Raw genomic sequence first — 18,133 nt, forward strand, 5'->3', positions numbered from 1 at the left:
CCCTCAGACCAGTGCGTTGCGCTTGGCCATGTCGATCAGGTCGACCAGCGTGCTGGCTTCGAGTTTGTGCATGAGGCGTTTCTTGTAAGTGCTGACCGTCTTGCTGCTTAGAAACATGCCCTTTGCAATCTCCTTGTTGGTCCGCCCTTGTGCAAAAAGTTGAAGAACCATCAGTTCCCGATCATTGACAGTGCTTAGAAGTTGCAAGTCGTTGTCAACAGGTAGATGAGGCTGCATGGCCTGGCTGGGAAAGTAATTGTACCCAGCCAATACCGCCTTTACCGCGCTGAGCAGTTCGCTCAGGTCTTCCTGCTTGCAGACATAGCCCGCCGCCCCTGATTGCATGCAGCGCACGGCGAACAGCGCCGGCGACTGCGCGGTCAGCACAAGGATTTTCTGTGGCATTGCCAGGGATTGAAACCTTGCCAACACTTCCAGGCCATCGAGCTTGGGGATGCTGATATCCAGGATGATCAAGTCTGGGTTGGTTTCGCGGATCATCTGCATGGCGTCCACGCCGTTGTCCGATTCGCCAGCGATTGTGTAATTCTGATTTTCCAGAAGCATGCGCACTGCCAGCCGGATCACCGGATGGTCGTCGACGATGAATATGGAGTACATGTTCTACTTCCCTGCTATCAATGAGGGTGACAGTTGGCACCTTAACCCAGTTGAAAGCGGCAAGTAATGCGAGGGCGGCTCAATAACCGTATATAGGAAATGGCCTACAAACTTAACCAAAACTACTTACGTACAATTACATTAATAGCTAAAGTCAAACCTTGTTTGTTAACTGATGTTTAGGGTTTCAACTCAGTGTCCAGCGTTGGTTGAATCTGAAGTAAGGTTTTCCCTACTGGACCGTTTGAAGGCGAAGGTCGGCGACTTTCCAGGCGTGTTTAGGCAGGACCGGAACGACCTGTCATCTCCCGTGCCATTTCGGTGGCGTAACTGTCCGTCATCCCGGCTATGAAATCGATCATGCGCAGGAAGGCCTGATAAAGCGAACCATGGGGGTCGGGGGCATTGTTGCCGAGCAGATCCAACACCCTGCGGCTCTTGAACGAGGGCGTGCGGCCACCCTGTTGTTCCAATGCGGCGCCACAGAAGGTGTTCAACAGGATCTCCAGCGTGGTGTAGGCACCGATCTCGTGAAGCGTTTTGCGCTTGTCCTGGAAAATCTTGTTCCGCGCCATCGCCTTGGCGTGCAGTACACAGCGTTTGGCGGGGCCGTGCATGTGCTCGACAAGATCGCCGGTCAACTGGCCGGCAAGCAGTGCATCTTGCTGTTCCACGAAGGCATGTGCCGCCGCATTGGTCAGATGTTCGATCGCCTTGCCGCGCAGGATCGCCAACTTACGACGCCTAGAGTCACCTGGACCGAGCTGCCTGTAGGTTTCTGGCAGGTCGTTGCCCACCAGATCGAGTAGCAGCGCTTCGACTTCAGCGTACTGTAGAAGCTCCATTTCCAAGCCATCTTCCAGGTCGATCAGGCCATAGCAGATGTCATCGGCAGCCTCCATCAAATACACCAGGGGATGACGTGCCCAGCGCTGATCATCTACCTGGGGCAGGCCCAGACGACTCGCAATCTGCTCCAACAGAGGCAATTCGCTTTGGTAACACCCGAACTTGTGCTTTTTGTAGCCCAGGGCATCGGCATGACGAGCGCTCCAGGGGTACTTGAGATAGGTTCCGAGGGTGGCATAGGTCAAGCGGGTGCCCCCATCGAACTGGTGGTACTCCAGCTGCGTCAGTACCCGAAAGCCTTGGGCATTGCCTTCGAAATTGAGGAAGTCAGCCCGTTCATCGTCGCGCATGTCGTCCAGCCAACCACGATTGGCGGCCTGCTGAAACCAATGACGGATGGCATCTTCGCCGGAGTGTCCGAAGGGGGGATTGCCGATGTCATGGGCAAGGCAGGCTGACTGCACCACCATGCCCAGGTCACTCGGTTCACACCAGTCGGGTAGGCTCGTACGTAGCGTTTCCCCAACGCGCATGCCAAGCGAGCGGCCTACGCAACTCACCTCCAGCGAATGCGTCAGGCGCGTGTGGATATGATCGTTGCTGGTGACAGGATGAACCTGGGTCTTGCGCCCCAGGCGACGAAAAGCGCCGGAGAAAATGATGCGGTCATGGTCTTTGTGAAAAGGGCTGCGCCCCAATTCTTCAGCACTGTATAGCGCTTTGCCCAGGCGTTCGCGGGTAAGCAGGGTATGCCAATCCAAGGCGCAGTCTCCTGAAGGGGTAGAGCCGAGCATACGCCGTGTCAGGGGTTCCTGTGCGCGATGAATCCCTGACGCGGCGTGAGGTGTGGGTTACCGGCGCCGACGGTTGCTCTGCATGAACAGCTTCACCAGGGGAATCAAACTGGCACCCAGGCGCACAAGGCGGGGAAGGCCACCACTTCGAACACCCTTGCCAGTCAAAAAGCCCATGGCCACTACCGCCCCTATGCCCCACAGTGGCGCATGCTTGATGCCGAGCCCGGCATGCAGCGAGCTTCCCATGCCGCGTATGCGCCGTACAGGTTCGAGCAGTTGGCCGGTTTCATGGCGGATTTCCTGGCGGTGCATTTCCATGCGCAAGCGCAGCAGCGCCTTGCGCAGTTCCCGCGGGTTACGTGTATTGGGCAAGTCAGGCAGGTTCATGGCAGAAGGCGCTCCCGATCTTTGGCCAGTTCCTCAAGCGTGGAGTGGAAGGGCGAGGACTCGTCGAACACCGCGCTCTTGAGGCGCAGGCCACAATACAGCGCTGCCAGTCCATAAAACACGCACAGACCAATGATGCCGGCCAGGCGGTAGGTGTCCCAGAGCAAAACCAGCACCAACCCGGAAAGCGCTGTCAACAGCAGCAGCGCGAAAACCAGTGCCAGACCTGCGAACAGTAACAGGCGTAGTGTGCGTCCTTTCTGCTCCTGCAGTTCGATGCCGAACAGTTCTATATGGCTGTGTAGCAGCCCCAGAACAGCTGCACCGAGCCGTTTGCCGGTGGCGCCGGTGCCGATGGCGTCATTGTCCATGAAAACCCCTCAACGACGGTTCGCCAGCAGGCCGATCACCAGGCCCACGCCGGCTGCGATCCCAATGGCGTGCCAGGGTTTCTCCTGGACATACTGCTCGGCGCTGCCCAGTGCTTCCTGGCTGCGTTCGCGCAACGATTCCTGTGTGACGTCCAGCGTTTCGCGTGCCTGCGCCAGGCGCTCGTGCATCTGTTCGCGCAGCGCTTGCGCCTGGTCACCTGCCAAGTTGGCGGTATCGGCCAGCAGCTTCTCCGTGTCGCGGACCAGTGCCTGGAAGTCAGCCATCAGTACATCTTGTGCATGCTTTGCCGAATTGCTGGCCATGTGTCTCTCCCTGTCGGTTGATGTTGGTACTTCGAGTGACGTGGCTGCTGGAAGGTTCAAGTCACCACACTGGTACAGGCTTTGCTTAAGTTTTGCATCGTTGCAGGGCATCTGTTGAACGCACTGCGCCGCTTCGGGGCGTGTACCCACCGCCATGCCTAAACATTAACCCAAAATGCCCAGACTGCCAGATACGGCGTCCATCCATTCGTGGCAAGCGCCCAACCCGCCTTGCCTGGCACCGAATCGGTGCAGGGTGAGCCTCGACTGAGCGTTAATGGTGCCGACAGGTGCTTTTGCTTCATGGATATGACATCAAGCGTGATGCAGTCTCAGGTCAACGGTGCAAACACGTTGTTCATTCTGGTAGGCGCCATTCTGGTGCTCGCCATGCACGCCGGCTTCGCGTTTCTTGAAGTCGGCACCGTGCGCTACAAGAATCAAGTCAACGCACTGTCGAAGATTCTGAGCGATTTTGCCGTGTCGGCAATTGCCTATTTCTTCATCGGTTATTGGGTAGCCTACGGGGTCGAGTTTTTTCAGCCTGCTGCCACGCTGGCTATCGATAGCGGCTACAGCCTGGTCAAATGCTTTTTCCTCCTGACGTTTGCAGCGGCTATACCGGCGATCATCTCGGGCGGGATCGCGGAGCGAGCGCGCTTTGCACCGCAACTGTGCGCTACGGCGTTGATCGTGGCATTGGTGTACCCGTTTTTCGAGGGGATGGTGTGGAATGGCAACTTCGGTGTCCAAGGGTGGTTGCATGAGCACTTTGGAGCGCCGTTCCATGATTTTGCCGGCTCGGTAGTGGTGCATGCCATGGGCGGCTGGCTGGCACTGGCTGCGGTCCTGCTGCTGGGCCCCAGGCGAGGGCGCTACCGTGAAGGGCGATTGGTCGCGTTTGCGCCATCGAGTATCCCTTTTCTGGCCTTGGGCTCCTGGATACTGATCATCGGCTGGTTCGGCTTCAATGTGATGAGTGCGCAAACCTTGCAGGGCATCAGCGGCCTGGTCGCTATCAATTCATTGATGGCCATGGTCGGCGGCACCTTGGCCGCCTTGCTGGTCGGTCGCAACGACCCGGGTTTCCTGCACAACGGCCCGCTGGCCGGGCTGGTCGCCATTTGTGCAGGCTCCGACCTCATGCATCCCGTGGGCGCGCTGACTACGGGTCTGGTGGCGGGAGCGTTGTTCGTATGGGCATTCACCGCTGCGCAGAATCGCTGGAAGATCGACGATGTCCTGGGTGTCTGGCCCCTGCATGGGTTGTGTGGGGTGTGGGGCGGTATCGCCTGCGGCGTTTTTGGTCAGGTCTGGATGGGTGGCTTGGGTGGGGTCAGCGTCTGGAGTCAACTATTGGGAACGTTGACCGGGGTAGGGGTTGCACTGATCGGCGGCCTGGCGGTCTACGGCGCGATCCGCAAGGTGCTGGGGTTGCGGCTCAGTCACGAACAGGAGTTCGAAGGGGCTGACCTGTCCTTGCATCGCATAGGCGCCACAAGCCAGGACTGACAGGCTAGAGGTGCAGGCATCGGCAGTGCGGCCTAGAATAATGACCTGCGAAAGCCATTGGGGATGCGTGTCATGTTGCCAGAATGCCAGCTGTTCAGCACCTTGGGATGCCACCTGTGCGAGGTGGCGGAGGCCGTGCTGATGCCTTTCGTCGACCATGGGTTACTGGTCGAGTTGGTCGACATCGCCGAGAGCGAAGCGCTGTTTGAACGCTACGGTCTCGTCATCCCCGTCCTGCGCCGCTGCGATAACGAGGCTGAATTAGCCTGGCCGTTCGATGCCGATCAAGTAGCGGCCTTCCTGAGGTAATCAACCCTCTATAGGAGCCGTGACCCTGCTCCATTGCAGCGGGCGCCTGTCCGATGATCGCGTCCAGGCACCTACCAAGCCTCTGGTGCCGACCTCGCCAATCGCCATCGGACCTCTATGCCATGTTGCTCACTCCACATTTTACGCTCGATGAAATGATCATTTCTCGGGTCGCCGCTCGGGAAGGTTTGGACAACACCCCACCGCAACCGGTCATCGACAACCTTCGAATGCTCTGCACCACCCTTGAGCAGGTGCGCAGATTGCTCGCGGCGCCGATCATCATCAGCAGCGGCTATCGCAGCGAACACCTCAATCGGCTAGTGGGTGGCGCCGCCAGTAGTCAGCACCTGCAAGGGCTTGCCGCTGATTTTACGGTCAGCGGGCTATCCCCCAGGGACACGGCGCGCCGGATAAGCACAAGCCCGATCGCATTCGATCAGCTCATACTGGAGTTCGACAAATGGGTGCATCTGTCCGTGACCCATGGCGTACCACGCCGACAGGTACTCACCTTGCGCGGGGGGGACGGTTACCTGCCTGGGCTGGTATGACATCGATTGACGGCAACGGAAGGATATTCGTATGCTGTACATAAATACAGTATTAGGGTGAGTCCATGCTCAACGTCGAGCAATTGAAGTACAGCGTCAACCGGATGCCCGTCGACAGGGTGGCCGACGCTGTCCTGGAGCTTCGGTTTGAAGGTCTGGTCACCGATGATCGCACGCCTTTCGGCAAGGTGCATTTCAATACCTGCTTCGCCGAGGTCGAGGCGCTGTTTCAGCGGGCTGGCTATCACCGAGGGCTGGATGTGGTGGGTTATGAAGGGCTGGTGTATGCGCTGTACGACCCCAGCCGCTGGGAGCCTGTTCAGGTGCTGCGCTGGCTCAAGGCGCGCAGCGAGTCGCTGGCCCAGGCTGGCTGATCGGCGGGGCTTGAAGGATAATACGCCGCCAAGCCAGGTTCCGAGCCCAACGATGACCTCATTCGACCCCGCCCGACTGCAAGCCAGCACGGTATGTCTGCCCCCAGGTCAATGGGCTACGGTGCTCGATTGCCTGTGCGATCACTTCAAGGCCATCGACCGTAGCCAGTGGGTGGACCGTTTTGCCCGGGGGCGTGTGCTGAGCGCCGACGGCCAGGCTATTTCGGCAAATCATCCCTATAAGCGCGGCCTGCGCCTGCACTATTTTCGCGAGGTGCCGAACGAGCGGGTGATTCCCGTGCAGGAAGCGATACTGCATGTGGACGACCACCTGGTGGTGGCTGACAAACCCCATTTTCTGCCGGTAACGCCGGGAGGTGAGTACGTGGAGCAGACCTTGCTACGCCGTCTCATTCATCGTCTGGACAATCCGCACCTAGTGCCCCTGCACCGTATCGATCGGCACACGGCCGGGCTGGTACTGTTTTCAGCCAACCCTGAGTCACGCAGCGCTTACCAACGCTTGTTTCCAGAGCGGCGGATCGATAAACGCTACCAGGCCATTGCTGCCCCCCTTGAGCAACACGTGTTTCCATTGGTGCACCGCAGCCGCCTGGAACACGCAGAGCCGTTCTTTCGCATGCATGAGGTGCAGGGGCCGACCAACAGCGAGACGCACGCCCGCGTATTGGAAAAGAACGGGGAGCAGTGGCGGTATGAGCTCTCGCCCATCACGGGCAAGACGCACCAGCTGCGGGTGCACATGGCTGCGCTGGGGGCGGGCATCAGCAATGATCCGTTCTATCCGTCATTGCTCGAGGGTCAGGATGACTATCAACGGCCGCTGAAACTGTTGGCGCAAAGTCTGCGCTTCGATGACCCGTTGACCGGGCAAACTCGCCATTTCGAAACCCAACTGCGGCTTGATTGGTAGCGCTGGTCAATACGAGGGGCCGGCGATGCCGACCCCTCGCAGGCTGTCAGGTCTAGCGGTTGAAACGCTCAACCAGTGAATATTGACTACCCGCCGTGCTGTTGAGGGCCTCGCTCAACACCGCCGAATGCTGTGCCTGTTCGGCCGTCTGGTCGGCCAGGTCGGCAATGGTGCTGATGTTGCGGCTGATCTCGTCGGCTACCGCAGTCTGCTCCTCGGTCGCAGCGGCAATTTGCGTGGCCATGTCGGTGATGTTCGCCACAGCTTCACTGATGCCCACTAGCGCCTCGTCAGCCTGCATCACCCGATCGACACCCTCCTGGGCCTGGCGGTGACCACTTTCCATGGTCGTCACGGCGTTGCTGGCGGTTTGCTGGAGCTTGGCGATCAGGCCGTGAATCTGCCCGGTCGACTCAGCCGTGCGCTGGGCCAGCTGCCGCACTTCGTCGGCAACCACGGCAAAGCCCCGGCCCATTTCGCCTGCCCGTGCCGCTTCGATGGCGGCGTTCAACGCCAGCAGGTTGGTCTGGTCGGCAATGCCTTTGATGACATCGACCACACCGCCGATCTCGTCACTGTCCTTGGCCAATTGCGTCACGGTCTGCCCAGTTTCTCCAACGGCCGCGGACAGGCGTTCGATGGCTGCCCGGGTCTCACCGGCAATTTGACGGCCCTGGCCTGTCAAGCGATTGGCCTGCTGGGTCGCATCGGCGGTGCGTTGCACATGGTTGGCCACCTCCTGGGTGGTAGCAGCCATCTGGTTCACTGCGGCAGCGACCTGCTCGGTTTCCACGCGCTGGCGTTCCAGGCCTGATGAACTCATATGCGCCAGCTCGTCGGACTGACGGGCCTGATCGCTCAGATGCTCGGCGCTATCCTGCAACCGTGTCAGGCAGGTCTTCATCCGGGCATCCTGGCTGAGCATGGCCATTTCCAGGCGCGCCTGCACGCCGCGGCTGTCGGTATACATCTGCGCAATCAGCGGATCGGACGTGGTCTGCTCGGCCAGGCGCAACAAGCGCTTGAGCCCACGCTGTTGCCAGGTCAGCCCAAGCAGGCCCAGGGGGACAGACAACGCTGCTGCCAAGGCAAAGCCCCATGAGTGTCCAAGCCAGTTGCCGATCAGGAAGCCGATCTGGCTGATCAGGATGAAGGGCAACCAGTCCTGCAAGATGGGGAGCCACCGGTCACGCCGCGGTACTGCCGGTTTACCTTGGTTGATACGCAGGTACAGGGCCTCGGCACGACGAATCTGCTCAGCGGTGGGCTTGACGCGCACCGACTCGAAGCCGACGACTTGGTTGTTGTCGAAAATCGGTGTGACATACGCGTTGACCCAATAGTGGTCACCCGACTTGCAGCGGTTCTTGACGATGCCCATCCAGGGCTGGCCCTGCTTGAGGGTCTGCCACATGTGAGCAAACACGGCGGGCGGCACATCAGGATGACGCACCAGGTTGTGCGCTGCGCCCATCAATTCGTCGCGGGTGAAACCACTGATTTCGATGAAGGCATCGTTGCAGTAAGTGATCACACCTTTGGCATTGGTGGTGGAAATCAACCGCTGCTTGGCAGGGAAAGTCCGTTCTCTCTGGGTAATGGGCTGGTTGTTGCGCATGGCTAGGATGTCCGCAGGGCTTTGGACTGGTATCGGCACGGTGCGCGGATTATTGAGGGGATATTTACAGGGGTTGATCCATGGCAGTGCATGGCAGGTACGGGTGAGCTACTGGCAGTTGCTCGCCGTTGGTTCGCACGGGGTTCTACATGAGTACCTTGAGGTGGCATGGGCTAGCAATGCCCGCTTGGGAAGAGGGTGCCAGCCTGCGCGCAGACTGGCACCCTCGCGGGGCCTACGCGGCGATCAACTGACGCAGCACATAGTGCAGGATCCCACCCGCCTTGAAGTACTCGACTTCATTGAGGGTGTCGATCCGGCAGAGCACTTCGATCTGCTCCTTCGTGCCGTCTTCGCGGGTGATGGTCAGTGCCAGGTTCATGCCCGGCACAATGGCCGTCCCCTCCAAGCCAGTGATATCGATCTGCTCTCTGCCTGTCAGGCCAAGCTGTTTACGATCCTGGCCTGCCTTGAACTGCAACGGCAGCACGCCCATGCCAACCAGGTTGGAGCGGTGAATACGCTCGAAACTTTCGGCCAGCACTGCTTTAACGCCAAGCAAGTTCGTGCCCTTGGCAGCCCAGTCGCGGCTGGACCCTGTGCCGTATTCCTGGCCGGCGATCACGACCAGGGGCGTGCCTTGCTCCTGATAGCGCATGGCGGCGTCGTAGATCGACAGCTTCTCGCCGCTTGGCACATGCACGGTATTGCCGCCTTCTTCGCCTGCAAGCATCTCGTTGCGGATGCGAATATTGGCGAACGTACCGCGCATCATGACTTCATGGTTGCCGCGCCGTGACCCGTAGGAATTGAAATCGCGAGGCTCCACGCCCTTTTCGCGCAGGTAACGACCCGCAGGGCTATCGGCCTTGATGTTGCCGGCCGGAGAGATGTGGTCGGTCGTCACCGAGTCGCCCAGCAGGGCCAGGATGCGGGCGCTGTGGATATCGGTGATCCGCGGCGCCGGTCCTTCGATGCCTTCGAAGAAAGGCGGGTGTTGAATGTAGGTCGAGTCCGGTTGCCACACGTACGTGGCAGCCTGTGGCACTTCGATAGCCTGCCATTGCTCGTCGCCTGCGAACACTTCGGCATATTCCTTGTGGAACATGGCTGTGCTCACCTTGGCCACAGCCTCGGCCACCTCTTGCTGGCTAGGCCATATATCCTTCAGATAGACCGGCTGCCCCTGCTTGTCAGTGCCCAGTGGGTCGTGTGTCAGGTCGACTTTCACGCTGCCAGCCAGTGCATAAGCCACGACCAGGGGCGGTGAGGCGAGCCAATTGGTTTTGACCAGTGGATGCACGCGGCCTTCGAAGTTGCGGTTGCCGGACAATACCGAGGCGACGGTCAAGTCGGCGCTGCTGATGGCGTTTTCGATAGGCTCGTCCAGCGGACCTGAGTTGCCGATGCAGGTGGTGCAGCCATAACCGACCAGGTCGAACCCGAGCTCATCGAGGTAGGGCGTGAGACCGGCCGCGTCGAAGTATTCGGTGACTACCTTGGACCCCGGTGCCAGCGAGCTTTTAACCCATGGCTTGCGCTGCAAACCTTTCTCGAGGGCTTTTTTGGCCACAAGCCCAGCCGCCATCATCACACTGGGATTGGAGGTGTTGGTGCAGGAGGTGATGGCCGCAATGACCACGGCCCCGTCGCGCAGCGTATGGGTCTGGCCTTGATGGCTGTAGTCGGCTTCGCCCGCCTGATCGGCATTGCCCACGGCAACGCCCCCTCCGCCCTCGCTCTCGAGCCTGCCGACTTCCTTGGCGGCAGGTTTGGGTTGCAGCTCGACGAACTGCTCGAAGGCCTGCTTGACCTGGGCCAACGCAACCCGGTCTTGTGGGCGCTTGGGGCCCGCCAGGCTGGATTCGACGTCATTCATGTCCAGCGCCAGCGTGTCACTGAAGGTAGGCTCCTGGCCAGGTAGGCGCCACAACCCCTGGGCCTTGCAATAGGCCTCGACCAGTTGCACGGTCGCTTCAGGGCGACCCGACAGGCGCAGGTAATCCAGCGTTACTTGATCGACCGGGAAGAAACCGCAGGTCGCACCGTACTCTGGCGCCATGTTGGCGAGGGTAGCGCGGTCGGCCAAGGGCAGCTCGGCCAGACCGTCGCCATAGAACTCCACGAACTTACCTACCACGCCTTTCTTGCGCAGCATCTGGGTGACCGTCAGGACAAGGTCGGTGGCAGTGATGCCTTCGCGCAGCTTGCCCGTGAGCTTGAAGCCTATGACCTGTGGGATCAGCATCGACACCGGCTGGCCTAGCATGGCAGCCTCCGCCTCGATGCCGCCCACGCCCCAGCCCAGCACGCCCAGGCCATTGATCATGGTGGTGTGGGAGTCGGTGCCGACCAGGGTGTCCGGGAAGGCATAGGTGCGGCCGTCGGCTTCGCGGGTCCACACGGTCCGCCCCAGGTATTCGAGGTTCACCTGGTGGCAGATGCCAGTTCCAGGCGGTACCACACTGAAATTGTCGAAGGCACTCTGGCCCCAACGCAGGAACGCATAGCGCTCACCATTGCGCTGCATCTCGATGTCGACGTTCTCGCCGAAGGCCTGCGGTGTACCGTATCGATCAACCATCACGGAGTGGTCGATCACCAGGTCCACGGGCGATAGCGGGTTGATGCGCTGGGGGTCGCCGCCCGCTTTGGCCATGGCCGCGCGCATGGCGGCGAGGTCCACCACCGCAGGCACACCGGTGAAGTCTTGCATCAGTACCCGCGCGGGGCGGTACTGGATTTCACGGTCTGAGCGCTTTTCAACGAGCCACTGGGCCAATGCTTGCAGGTCTTCACCGGTGACGGTCTTGCCGTCCTCCCAGCGCAGCAGGTTCTCCAGCAGCACCTTCAGCGACATGGGCAATTGCTGCAGGTCGCCGAGCTGTCGAGCAGCTTTCGGCAAGCTGAAATAGTGATAGGTCTTGTCACCGACATCGAGCGACGTGAGGGTATTCAGGCTATCGAGCGAGGGCATTGCCAACTCCTTCTGAGCCGGTGCCCGGCAACGTCTCGAAGGGCTGCCGGTAGCACCGCTGTGTACAGGCCCGCACGGCACGGGTCCGACTGAATGGTCAGGTTAGTCCTGTTTGCCTGACCTGACCCTTTTCTGGACCAGCGGGGCATGTCCCAGGTTCCGATCTTCCTTTATCATCGCCGCCCTGCCGGCGCCTGTGTCGCGCCAGCCGTAGTGGAGTAAGAGATGGAAACCCTGTTCATGCATTGCCGGCCCGGCTTCGAGGGTGAGGTGTGCGCCGAAATCAGTGAACATGCCGCTCGCCTGGGAATTGCCGGCTATGCCAAAGGCAAGCCTGGCAGCGCCAGCGCCGAGTTCGTCTGCAGCGAGCAAGGCGGTGCCGATCGGTTGATGCACGCGGTGCGGTTCAATCAGCTGATTTTCCCAAGGCAGTGGGCGCGTGGCGCGTTCATCGAGCTGCCCGAGAGCGATCGCATCAGCGTATTGTTGGCGCACTTGGCGGACCAGCCAGTGTTCGGCAGCCTGTGGCTGGAGGTGCTCGACAGCAACGAGGGCAAGGAGTTGTCGACGTTCTGCCGCAAGTTCGAAGCGCCGTTGCGCAAGGCGCTGGAAAAGGCCGGTCGCCTGGTGGACGACTCGAGTCGCCCGCGTCTGTTGCTGACGTTCATCAGTGGCCGCCGGGTGTTCGTCGGTCAGGCTCTGGCTGACAACAGTGCATTGTGGCCGATGGGCATTCCCCGCTTGAAATTCCCGCGTGAAGCGCCCAGTCGCTCGACCTTGAAGCTAGAGGAGGCCTGGCATCAGTTCATCCCACGCGAGCAGTGGGAGCAGCGGTTGGGCGATGACATGACCGGTGTCGACCTGGGTGCGTCGCCGGGTGGGTGGACGTACCAGCTGGTACGGCGCGGTATGCTGGTAACGGCCATCGACAATGGCCCGATGGCCGAGAGCCTGATGGACACGGGGCTGGTCCAGCATTTGATGACCGATGGCTTTACGTGGCAGCCCAAGCACCCGGTGGATTGGATGGTGTGCGACATCGTCGAGAAACCGGCCCGGACGACGGCGTTGATCGAGACGTGGTTGGGGGAGGGGTTGTGCCGCGAGGCGGTGGTGAACCTGAAGCTGCCGATGAAGCAGCGGTATGCTGAGGTGCGGCGGTTGCTCGATCGCATGGAGGCGACGTTCAAGGCCCGGAAGGTGAGGGTGCAGATTGCGTGCAAGCAGCTGTATCACGATCGGGAGGAGGTGACGTGTCATTTGCGGCGGGTTGATTTGAAGGGGCGGTGAGGGTCTGGCTGGCCTGGGAGGTTGAGTCAGTTGTAGCTGTACTGCCTTCAACTAAATTGACATTAGGCTGGAAAGCAGGCCGACTCGTGCCGTTGCCGTTGCCGTTGCCGTTGCCGTTGCCGTTGCCGTTGCCGTTGCCGTTGCCGTTGCCGTTGCCGTTGCCGTTGCCGTTGCCGTTGCCGTTGCCGTTGCTTTGGCTCTGGCTTTGGCTTTGGCTTTTGCTTCTAAGCGCGCGGTAGTCCAGGCAACACAGATCGCGACTTCAGGAGGCCGAGCGCAGGGCTTGCGGAGGGAGGTGACGGGCATGGATGCCCGTCAAGCGCTGGGCCCCAGGATGGGGCCTGCAGCGCGGTCCTCCCGGGAGCAAGCCCGGAGCGAGGGAACCCCGGAGCGTAGCGTAGGGGCCGGATGATAGGAGCAGGCGGTTTTTGCTTACTTTTTGACAAGACAAAAAGTGAGCCGCCGTAAGGGCGGAAGGGTGACTGTGCGCCACCCGCGCCAATGAATACCAACTCGATATATGCGCCCACGCTTTGAAGTTTGAAGTTTGAAGTTTGAAGTTTGAAGTTTGAAGTTTGAAGTTTGATTGGGTTGGTGTGGGTATTGATAGAGAGCATAGTCCATTTGCGATGGCGACGCTTAATCACCTTTTCGCCCTTACGGCGAGTTACTTTTTGTCAAACGCCACAAAAAGTAACCAAAAAAGGCTGCGCTCCGTTCATACGGCCCCTACGCTGCGCTTCGGGGTTCCCTCACTCCGGGCTTGCTCCCGGGAGGACCGCGCTGCAGGCCCCATCCTGGGGCCCAGCGCTTGACAGGCATCCATGCCTGTCACCTCCCTCCGCAAGCCCTGCGTTCGGCCTTCTGAAGTCGCGAAGATCAAGATCAAGATCAAGATCAAGATCAAGATCAAGATCAAGATCAACAGCAACAGCAACAGCAACAGCAACAGCAACAGCAACAGCAACAGCAACAGTAACACGCATCGAGCATTTCTTCCTGGCCGATATCATGAGCTGTAATGTAAGGGCCGTGATCTATCAAAAGAAGGAGTTGGGTGAACTGGCAATGCCATACAACATGCATCTTACAAACTTTGGAAAACTCTTCCACTATGCATGGAGCGTCCGCCTTGCACCGTACTCCAAAGGCAACGAATTCCGCGTGGGAGCGGCCTCGTGCCGCGATGGGGCGCGCAGCGGCCCTGGCAATATCAGGTGCGAAGCTGAACGCTTGAGGCCACCGCGCCCCCCTCAAGCCCGATCAGGCGCCCCTGAACCCGCGGGTGCCCCGACAGCCCCACTTGGCCCGCGTCCCTAGAATGCGCCACAATACCCATCATTTGCGGAGCCCTTCATGACCGACCTCACCCCCGATGCCACCCTCGACGCCACCGGCCTCAACTGCCCGGAGCCGGTGATGATGCTGCACCAACACGTGCGTGACCTCGCCGCCGGCGGTCTGTTGAAAGTCATCGCCACCGACCCCTCGACCCGACGCGACATCCCCAAGTTCTGTAACTTCCTGGGCCACCAACTGCTGGAACAACAGGAAGACGCCGGCACCTTCCTCTACTGGATCCGCAAGAAAGCCGACTGAGCCGCTCTGGAACACGCTCGGCGTTGAGCCTACACTGCGTTCCCCAGACAGGAGAGCGCCATGCTGATAGTTGCCGACGAAAACATCCCTTTGCTCGATGCCTTCTTCCAAGGGTTTGGCGAGATTCGTCGCTATCCTGGGCGTAGCCTCGACGCCGCTAGCGTCCGGGAGGCCGACATCCTGCTGGTCCGCTCCGTGACCAAGGTCGATCGGCACCTGCTCGAAGGCAGTCGCGTGCAGTTCGTTGGCACCTGCACCATCGGCACCGATCACCTTGACCTCGACTACTTCGACCAAGTGGGTATCCGCTGGAGCAGTGCCCCCGGTTGCAACGCCCGGGGTGTGGTGGACTATGTGCTGGGTAGCCTGCTGACCCTCGCTGACCTTGAGGGTGCATCGCTGCCCGAGCGCGTCTACGGCGTGGTGGGTGCAGGCCAAGTAGGCGGGCGGTTGGTGAGCGTGCTGCGCGCCTTGGGGTGGAAGGTGATGGTCTGCGATCCACTGCGCCAGGCCGCTGAAGGCGGTGATTACGTCGAACTCGATACGCTCCTGCAAGCCTGCGACGTCATCAGCCTGCACACGCCCCTCGAGCGCGGTGGCCAGTACCCGACCTGGCATCTGTTAGGCCCTGCGGAACTGGCGAAACTGCGCCCCGGCGCCTGGCTCATCAACGCCAGTCGAGGGGCGGTGGTGGACAATGGCGCGTTACGAGCGCTCCTGCAGCAGCGCGATGACCTGCACGCGGTGCTGGACGTGTGGGAAGGCGAGCCCCAGGTCGACTTGCAGTTGGCAGACCTGTGTACCGTTGCCACCCCCCACATCGCCGGCTATAGCCTCGATGGCCGTCAGCGTGGCACCGCCCAGATCTACCGCGCGCTGTGTCAACATCTGGGCGTGAATGAGGTCATTCAGCTTGCCGACCTGTTACCGCGTCCACCCGTGGCGCAGATCGAATTGGATGCCGAGGTCGATCTGCAATGGGCACTGGCGATGCTGTGCCGCGCCGTCTACGATCCGCGCCGCGATGATGCCGATTTCCGCCGTAGCCTGAGCGAAGACGTGCAGCATCAACGTGCCGCTTTCGACGCGTTGCGCAAATATTATCCGCCGCGCCGTGAGATCGAAGGACTGTCCGTGCGCATCCGTGGGAGCTCGCCCGAGCTCGCGCGGCTGATTGACGCCCTGGGAGCCAAGAGGGTCTGACGCTCGGATGCAGCCCCAGGGCAGAGCAGCATGCATAAAAAACCCGGCGCGAGCGCCGGGTCAGGAATAGGGTGATCAGTTTTTCTGCGAGCGCTCGACCCGGCTTTCTTCCAGGGCCTTGCAGGCCTGCTGGATCATTTGCTCGGTGATCGGCACCTCCCGCCCTTGGGCGTCGATCAGGGCGCCGCTTGCCTGGGGCGACGGTGCGTGACGGGGCGTGTGGTGTTCGCGGTCATGGTGCAAGCTCATGCAGGGTCTCCTCTTCAAATGACGACTGGGGTCAACCTTGCGCCTGGCAGATCGTCGACGCGGGTGCGGCGCAACCTGGGGCAGGGCCTTAGTCCACCAGAGATGGCGAAAAAGTGCCAGAGCGCGGTTAGAACAATAGGCTATAGCAGCACCGGACAGTTCCGTTCTGCGGCATGAGTGGTAGGCTGCACGTTCCGCCTTCGTGAGCAGATCCATGGCCTCTACAACTCCGCGCCCTAGCCGCGCTTTGCGCCTTGGCTGGCATTTTGTTCGTCCGTATTGGCGGCGCCTGGTGATGGCCTTGCTGGCACTGGTGGTGACCGCCGGCATTACCTTGTCCATGGGGCAGGGCATCCGCCTGCTGGTGGATCAGGGGTTCATGACCGGTTCTGTCCATCAGCTCAACCAGACACTTGGGCTCTTCCTGCTGCTGGTGTTGGCCCTGGCGGCAGGGACCTTCAGCCGGTTCTACCTCGTCTCCTGGATAGGTGAGCGGTGCGTGGCGGACATTCGTCGCGCTGTTTTCGACCATCTGCTCGAGCTTCACCCTGGTTTTTTCGAAGACAACCGCAGCTCGGAAATTCAGTCTCGGTTGACGGCCGACACCACGTTGCTGCAATCGGTGATTGGCTCTTCCCTCTCCATGTTCCTGCGTAATGCGCTCATGGTGGTGGGCGGTGTCGCCTTGCTGTTCATCACCAACCCCAAGCTGACCAGCATCGTGGTCGTGGCATTGCCGGTGGTGCTGGCCCCGATCCTGCTGTTCGGTCGCCGTGTGCGCAGCCTCTCACGCCAGAGCCAGGACCGGGTGGCAGACGTGGGTAGCTACGTGGCCGAGACCCTGGGCCAGATCAAGACCGTGCAGGCCTACACCCATCAAGCCCATGACCGGGCACTGTTCGCCGATACGGTGGAGTCGGCATTTACAGTGGCCCGCCAGCGCATCGCGCAGCGGGCCTGGCTGATCACCGTGGTGATCGTGCTGGTACTGGGCGCTATCGGCACCATGCTGTGGGTCGGCGGCATGGACGTCATCGCCGGGCGCATGTCGGGGGGTGAGTTGGCGGCGTTCGTGTTCTACAGCCTGGTGGTGGGCAGTGCGTTCGGTACACTCAGCGAAGTGATTGGCGAGCTCCAGCGCGCTGCTGGGGCAGCAGAGCGTATAGCCGAATTACTGGCAGCGCAAAGCCAGATTCTGGCCCCGTCCAGTGGGCGGCAGCTGGCGGGAGGCCGTGCACGGGGCTGCCTGGCGTTTCAGCACGTGGTGTTTGCCTATCCGTCGCGACCCGAGCACAAGGCTATCGATGACCTGAGCCTGGTCATCCAGGCAGGCCAGACGCTTGCATTGGTCGGCCCTTCCGGTGCAGGTAAATCCACCCTGTTCGACTTGCTTCTGCGCTTCTATGACCCCCAGCACGGACAGATTCTGCTCGATGATCAACCCATCGACCAGCTCGACCCCGACCACCTTCGCCAGCAGTTTGCACTGGTCGCACAGCAACCAGCACTGTTTCGGGGGACAGTGGCGGACAACATTAGCTATGGACGCCCTGACGCTTGCCTGGCCGACATCGAAGCTGCAGCGCGCGCAGCCCATGCCGACTCGTTCATACGCCAGTTGCCAGAGGGCTACCAGACTCGCCTGGGGGAGGGCGGGGTGGGTTTATCGGGTGGGCAGCGCCAACGGTTGGCGATCGCCCGTGCGTTGCTGGTGGATGCGCCGATCCTGCTGCTTGACGAGGCGACCAGCGCGCTCGACGCTCACAGTGAGCACCTGATCCAGCAAGCTTTGCCGCGCCTGATGGCAGGGCGGACGACAGTGGTGATTGCGCACCGTCTGGCCACGGTACAGCACGCCGACCGCATTGCCGTGGTCGACCAGGGCAAAGTGGTGGCCATTGGTACCCACAGTGAGCTGATAGAAACCAGCCCTTTGTATGCACGGCTGGCGGCGCTGCAATTCACGTCAGCCTGAAGGGCTAGCCGACTGATGCAGGTTGCAGGTACGAGCCTGAACCGTGAGTAACAAAAAACCCGCACAAGGCGGGTTTTCGAAAGGATTTGGTCGGAGAGACAGGATTCGAACCTGCGGCCTTCTCGTCCCGAACGAGACGCGCTACCTGGCTGCGCTACACTCCGATGAACAAAATCCTACTGCATCCGAA

The 18,133-nt window shown here is 60.6% G+C and carries 18 protein-coding genes and 1 tRNA gene; 10 read left to right on the plus strand and 9 right to left on the minus strand.

What is annotated here, in order from left to right; all coding sequences use genetic code 11:
- Positions 1 to 3 precede the first annotated feature (3 nt).
- The 5 genes from MOP87_RS06495 to MOP87_RS06515 all read right to left on the minus strand — a co-directional run bounded on the left by MOP87_RS06495 (position 4) and on the right by MOP87_RS06515 (position 3,349).
- Complete coding sequence (locus MOP87_RS06495; protein WP_027916549.1) at positions 4 to 621, minus strand: response regulator transcription factor; 618 nt, start codon at positions 619 to 621, stop codon at positions 4 to 6.
- Positions 622 to 899: 278 nt separating this feature from the next.
- Positions 900 to 2,231: a deoxyguanosinetriphosphate triphosphohydrolase gene (locus MOP87_RS06500; protein ID WP_027916550.1), complete on the minus strand. Its 1,332-nt coding sequence runs from the start codon at positions 2,229 to 2,231 to the stop codon at positions 900 to 902.
- A 90-nt stretch (positions 2,232 to 2,321) separates the two neighbouring features.
- Entirely contained in the window at positions 2,322 to 2,654 is a 333-nt protein-coding gene (locus tag MOP87_RS06505; RefSeq protein ID WP_027916551.1) for a hypothetical protein, read from the minus strand.
- Positions 2,651 to 3,025: a phage holin family protein gene (locus tag MOP87_RS06510; RefSeq protein ID WP_023533670.1), complete on the minus strand. Its 375-nt coding sequence runs from the start codon at positions 3,023 to 3,025 to the stop codon at positions 2,651 to 2,653. Before MOP87_RS06510 ends, MOP87_RS06505 begins: the two co-directional genes overlap by 4 nt.
- Before the next feature lie 9 nt (positions 3,026 to 3,034).
- On the minus strand, positions 3,035 to 3,349 hold the full coding sequence (locus MOP87_RS06515; protein ID WP_145280817.1) for a DUF883 family protein: 315 nt from the start codon (positions 3,347 to 3,349) through the stop codon (positions 3,035 to 3,037).
- 303 nt (positions 3,350 to 3,652) lie between these two features.
- On the opposite strand from MOP87_RS06515, the gene MOP87_RS06520 reads away from it, so the two are divergent.
- The 5 genes from MOP87_RS06520 to MOP87_RS06540 all read left to right on the plus strand — a co-directional run bounded on the left by MOP87_RS06520 (position 3,653) and on the right by MOP87_RS06540 (position 7,032).
- Positions 3,653 to 4,861: an ammonium transporter gene (locus MOP87_RS06520; RefSeq protein ID WP_110606763.1), complete on the plus strand. Its 1,209-nt coding sequence runs from the start codon at positions 3,653 to 3,655 to the stop codon at positions 4,859 to 4,861.
- A gap of 72 nt (positions 4,862 to 4,933) precedes the next feature.
- Positions 4,934 to 5,170: a glutaredoxin family protein gene (locus MOP87_RS06525; RefSeq protein WP_027916554.1), complete on the plus strand. Its 237-nt coding sequence runs from the start codon at positions 4,934 to 4,936 to the stop codon at positions 5,168 to 5,170.
- A 122-nt stretch (positions 5,171 to 5,292) separates the two neighbouring features.
- Positions 5,293 to 5,724 carry a D-Ala-D-Ala carboxypeptidase family metallohydrolase gene (locus MOP87_RS06530; RefSeq protein ID WP_027916555.1) on the plus strand — a complete coding sequence of 144 codons (432 nt, stop codon included), beginning with the start codon at positions 5,293 to 5,295 and terminating at the stop codon, positions 5,722 to 5,724.
- Positions 5,725 to 5,789: 65 nt separating this feature from the next.
- The gene (locus tag MOP87_RS06535; RefSeq protein WP_027916556.1) at positions 5,790 to 6,098 is read left to right on the plus strand and encodes a hypothetical protein; all 309 of its coding nucleotides are present in this window, start codon (positions 5,790 to 5,792) and stop codon (positions 6,096 to 6,098) included.
- A 52-nt stretch (positions 6,099 to 6,150) separates the two neighbouring features.
- Positions 6,151 to 7,032: a pseudouridine synthase gene (locus MOP87_RS06540; RefSeq protein WP_028688163.1), complete on the plus strand. Its 882-nt coding sequence runs from the start codon at positions 6,151 to 6,153 to the stop codon at positions 7,030 to 7,032.
- 52 nt (positions 7,033 to 7,084) lie between these two features.
- On the opposite strand, the gene MOP87_RS06545 is transcribed toward MOP87_RS06540, so the two are convergent.
- Positions 7,085 to 8,650: a PAS domain-containing methyl-accepting chemotaxis protein gene (locus MOP87_RS06545; RefSeq protein WP_027916558.1), complete on the minus strand. Its 1,566-nt coding sequence runs from the start codon at positions 8,648 to 8,650 to the stop codon at positions 7,085 to 7,087.
- A 235-nt stretch (positions 8,651 to 8,885) separates the two neighbouring features.
- Positions 8,886 to 11,627 carry an aconitate hydratase AcnA gene (gene acnA, locus MOP87_RS06550; RefSeq protein WP_242810262.1) on the minus strand — a complete coding sequence of 914 codons (2,742 nt, stop codon included), beginning with the start codon at positions 11,625 to 11,627 and terminating at the stop codon, positions 8,886 to 8,888.
- Positions 11,628 to 11,852: 225 nt separating this feature from the next.
- Between acnA and rlmM the strand changes: the two genes are divergently transcribed.
- The 4 genes from rlmM to pdxB all read left to right on the plus strand — a co-directional run bounded on the left by rlmM (position 11,853) and on the right by pdxB (position 15,719).
- Positions 11,853 to 12,917: a 23S rRNA (cytidine(2498)-2'-O)-methyltransferase RlmM gene (gene rlmM / locus MOP87_RS06555; RefSeq protein ID WP_242810263.1), complete on the plus strand. Its 1,065-nt coding sequence runs from the start codon at positions 11,853 to 11,855 to the stop codon at positions 12,915 to 12,917.
- A gap of 824 nt (positions 12,918 to 13,741) precedes the next feature.
- Positions 13,742 to 13,939, plus strand: coding sequence for a hypothetical protein (locus tag MOP87_RS06560; protein ID WP_242810264.1), 198 nt, complete (start codon positions 13,742 to 13,744; stop codon positions 13,937 to 13,939).
- A gap of 334 nt (positions 13,940 to 14,273) precedes the next feature.
- Positions 14,274 to 14,516, plus strand: coding sequence for a sulfurtransferase TusA (tusA, locus tag MOP87_RS06565; protein WP_023534172.1), 243 nt, complete (start codon positions 14,274 to 14,276; stop codon positions 14,514 to 14,516).
- 60 nt (positions 14,517 to 14,576) lie between these two features.
- Positions 14,577 to 15,719: a 4-phosphoerythronate dehydrogenase PdxB gene (gene pdxB, locus MOP87_RS06570; protein WP_242810265.1), complete on the plus strand. Its 1,143-nt coding sequence runs from the start codon at positions 14,577 to 14,579 to the stop codon at positions 15,717 to 15,719.
- Positions 15,720 to 15,794: 75 nt separating this feature from the next.
- On the opposite strand, the gene MOP87_RS06575 is transcribed toward pdxB, so the two are convergent.
- Positions 15,795 to 15,968 (minus strand): PA1571 family protein, encoded by a 174-nt coding sequence (locus tag MOP87_RS06575; RefSeq protein WP_165919263.1) that lies wholly within the window; start codon positions 15,966 to 15,968, stop codon positions 15,795 to 15,797.
- Positions 15,969 to 16,182: 214 nt separating this feature from the next.
- Here MOP87_RS06575 and MOP87_RS06580 point away from each other — a divergent pair, with 214 nt between their 5' ends.
- Positions 16,183 to 17,943 (plus strand): ABC transporter transmembrane domain-containing protein, encoded by a 1,761-nt coding sequence (locus MOP87_RS06580; protein ID WP_033695066.1) that lies wholly within the window; start codon positions 16,183 to 16,185, stop codon positions 17,941 to 17,943.
- 87 nt (positions 17,944 to 18,030) lie between these two features.
- Here MOP87_RS06580 and MOP87_RS06585 read toward each other — a convergent pair.
- Positions 18,031 to 18,107: transfer RNA gene (locus MOP87_RS06585), tRNA-Pro, on the minus strand.
- Between the last annotated feature and the right edge of the window lie 26 nt (positions 18,108 to 18,133).

This window comes from Pseudomonas sp. I3-I5, from assembly GCF_022699445.1.
In the GTDB taxonomy this organism is placed as follows: domain Bacteria; phylum Pseudomonadota; class Gammaproteobacteria; order Pseudomonadales; family Pseudomonadaceae; genus Aquipseudomonas; species Aquipseudomonas fulva.

Excerpts from the sequence above, each read along its gene's own strand:
- MOP87_RS06540 (WP_028688163.1), top strand. The coding sequence starts at position 6,151 with ATGACCTCATTCGACCCCGCCCGACTGCAAGCCAGCACGGTATGTCTG.
- MOP87_RS06515 (WP_145280817.1), bottom strand. The coding sequence starts at position 3,349 with ATGGCCAGCAATTCGGCAAAGCATGCACAAGATGTACTGATGGCTGAC.
- acnA (WP_242810262.1), bottom strand. The coding sequence starts at position 11,627 with ATGCCCTCGCTCGATAGCCTGAATACCCTCACGTCGCTCGATGTCGGT.
- MOP87_RS06525 (WP_027916554.1), top strand. The coding sequence starts at position 4,934 with ATGTTGCCAGAATGCCAGCTGTTCAGCACCTTGGGATGCCACCTGTGC.
- tusA (WP_023534172.1), top strand. The coding sequence starts at position 14,274 with ATGACCGACCTCACCCCCGATGCCACCCTCGACGCCACCGGCCTCAAC.
- MOP87_RS06575 (WP_165919263.1), bottom strand. The coding sequence starts at position 15,968 with ATGAGCTTGCACCATGACCGCGAACACCACACGCCCCGTCACGCACCG.
- MOP87_RS06505 (WP_027916551.1), bottom strand. The coding sequence starts at position 2,654 with ATGAACCTGCCTGACTTGCCCAATACACGTAACCCGCGGGAACTGCGC.
- pdxB (WP_242810265.1), top strand. The coding sequence starts at position 14,577 with ATGCTGATAGTTGCCGACGAAAACATCCCTTTGCTCGATGCCTTCTTC.
- MOP87_RS06535 (WP_027916556.1), top strand. The coding sequence starts at position 5,790 with ATGCTCAACGTCGAGCAATTGAAGTACAGCGTCAACCGGATGCCCGTC.
- MOP87_RS06510 (WP_023533670.1), bottom strand. The coding sequence starts at position 3,025 with ATGGACAATGACGCCATCGGCACCGGCGCCACCGGCAAACGGCTCGGT.
- MOP87_RS06530 (WP_027916555.1), top strand. The coding sequence starts at position 5,293 with ATGTTGCTCACTCCACATTTTACGCTCGATGAAATGATCATTTCTCGG.
- MOP87_RS06520 (WP_110606763.1), top strand. The coding sequence starts at position 3,653 with ATGGATATGACATCAAGCGTGATGCAGTCTCAGGTCAACGGTGCAAAC.
- MOP87_RS06580 (WP_033695066.1), top strand. The coding sequence starts at position 16,183 with ATGGCCTCTACAACTCCGCGCCCTAGCCGCGCTTTGCGCCTTGGCTGG.
- MOP87_RS06560 (WP_242810264.1), top strand. The coding sequence starts at position 13,742 with ATGCCTGTCACCTCCCTCCGCAAGCCCTGCGTTCGGCCTTCTGAAGTC.
- rlmM (WP_242810263.1), top strand. The coding sequence starts at position 11,853 with ATGGAAACCCTGTTCATGCATTGCCGGCCCGGCTTCGAGGGTGAGGTG.
- MOP87_RS06545 (WP_027916558.1), bottom strand. The coding sequence starts at position 8,650 with ATGCGCAACAACCAGCCCATTACCCAGAGAGAACGGACTTTCCCTGCC.
- MOP87_RS06495 (WP_027916549.1), bottom strand. The coding sequence starts at position 621 with ATGTACTCCATATTCATCGTCGACGACCATCCGGTGATCCGGCTGGCA.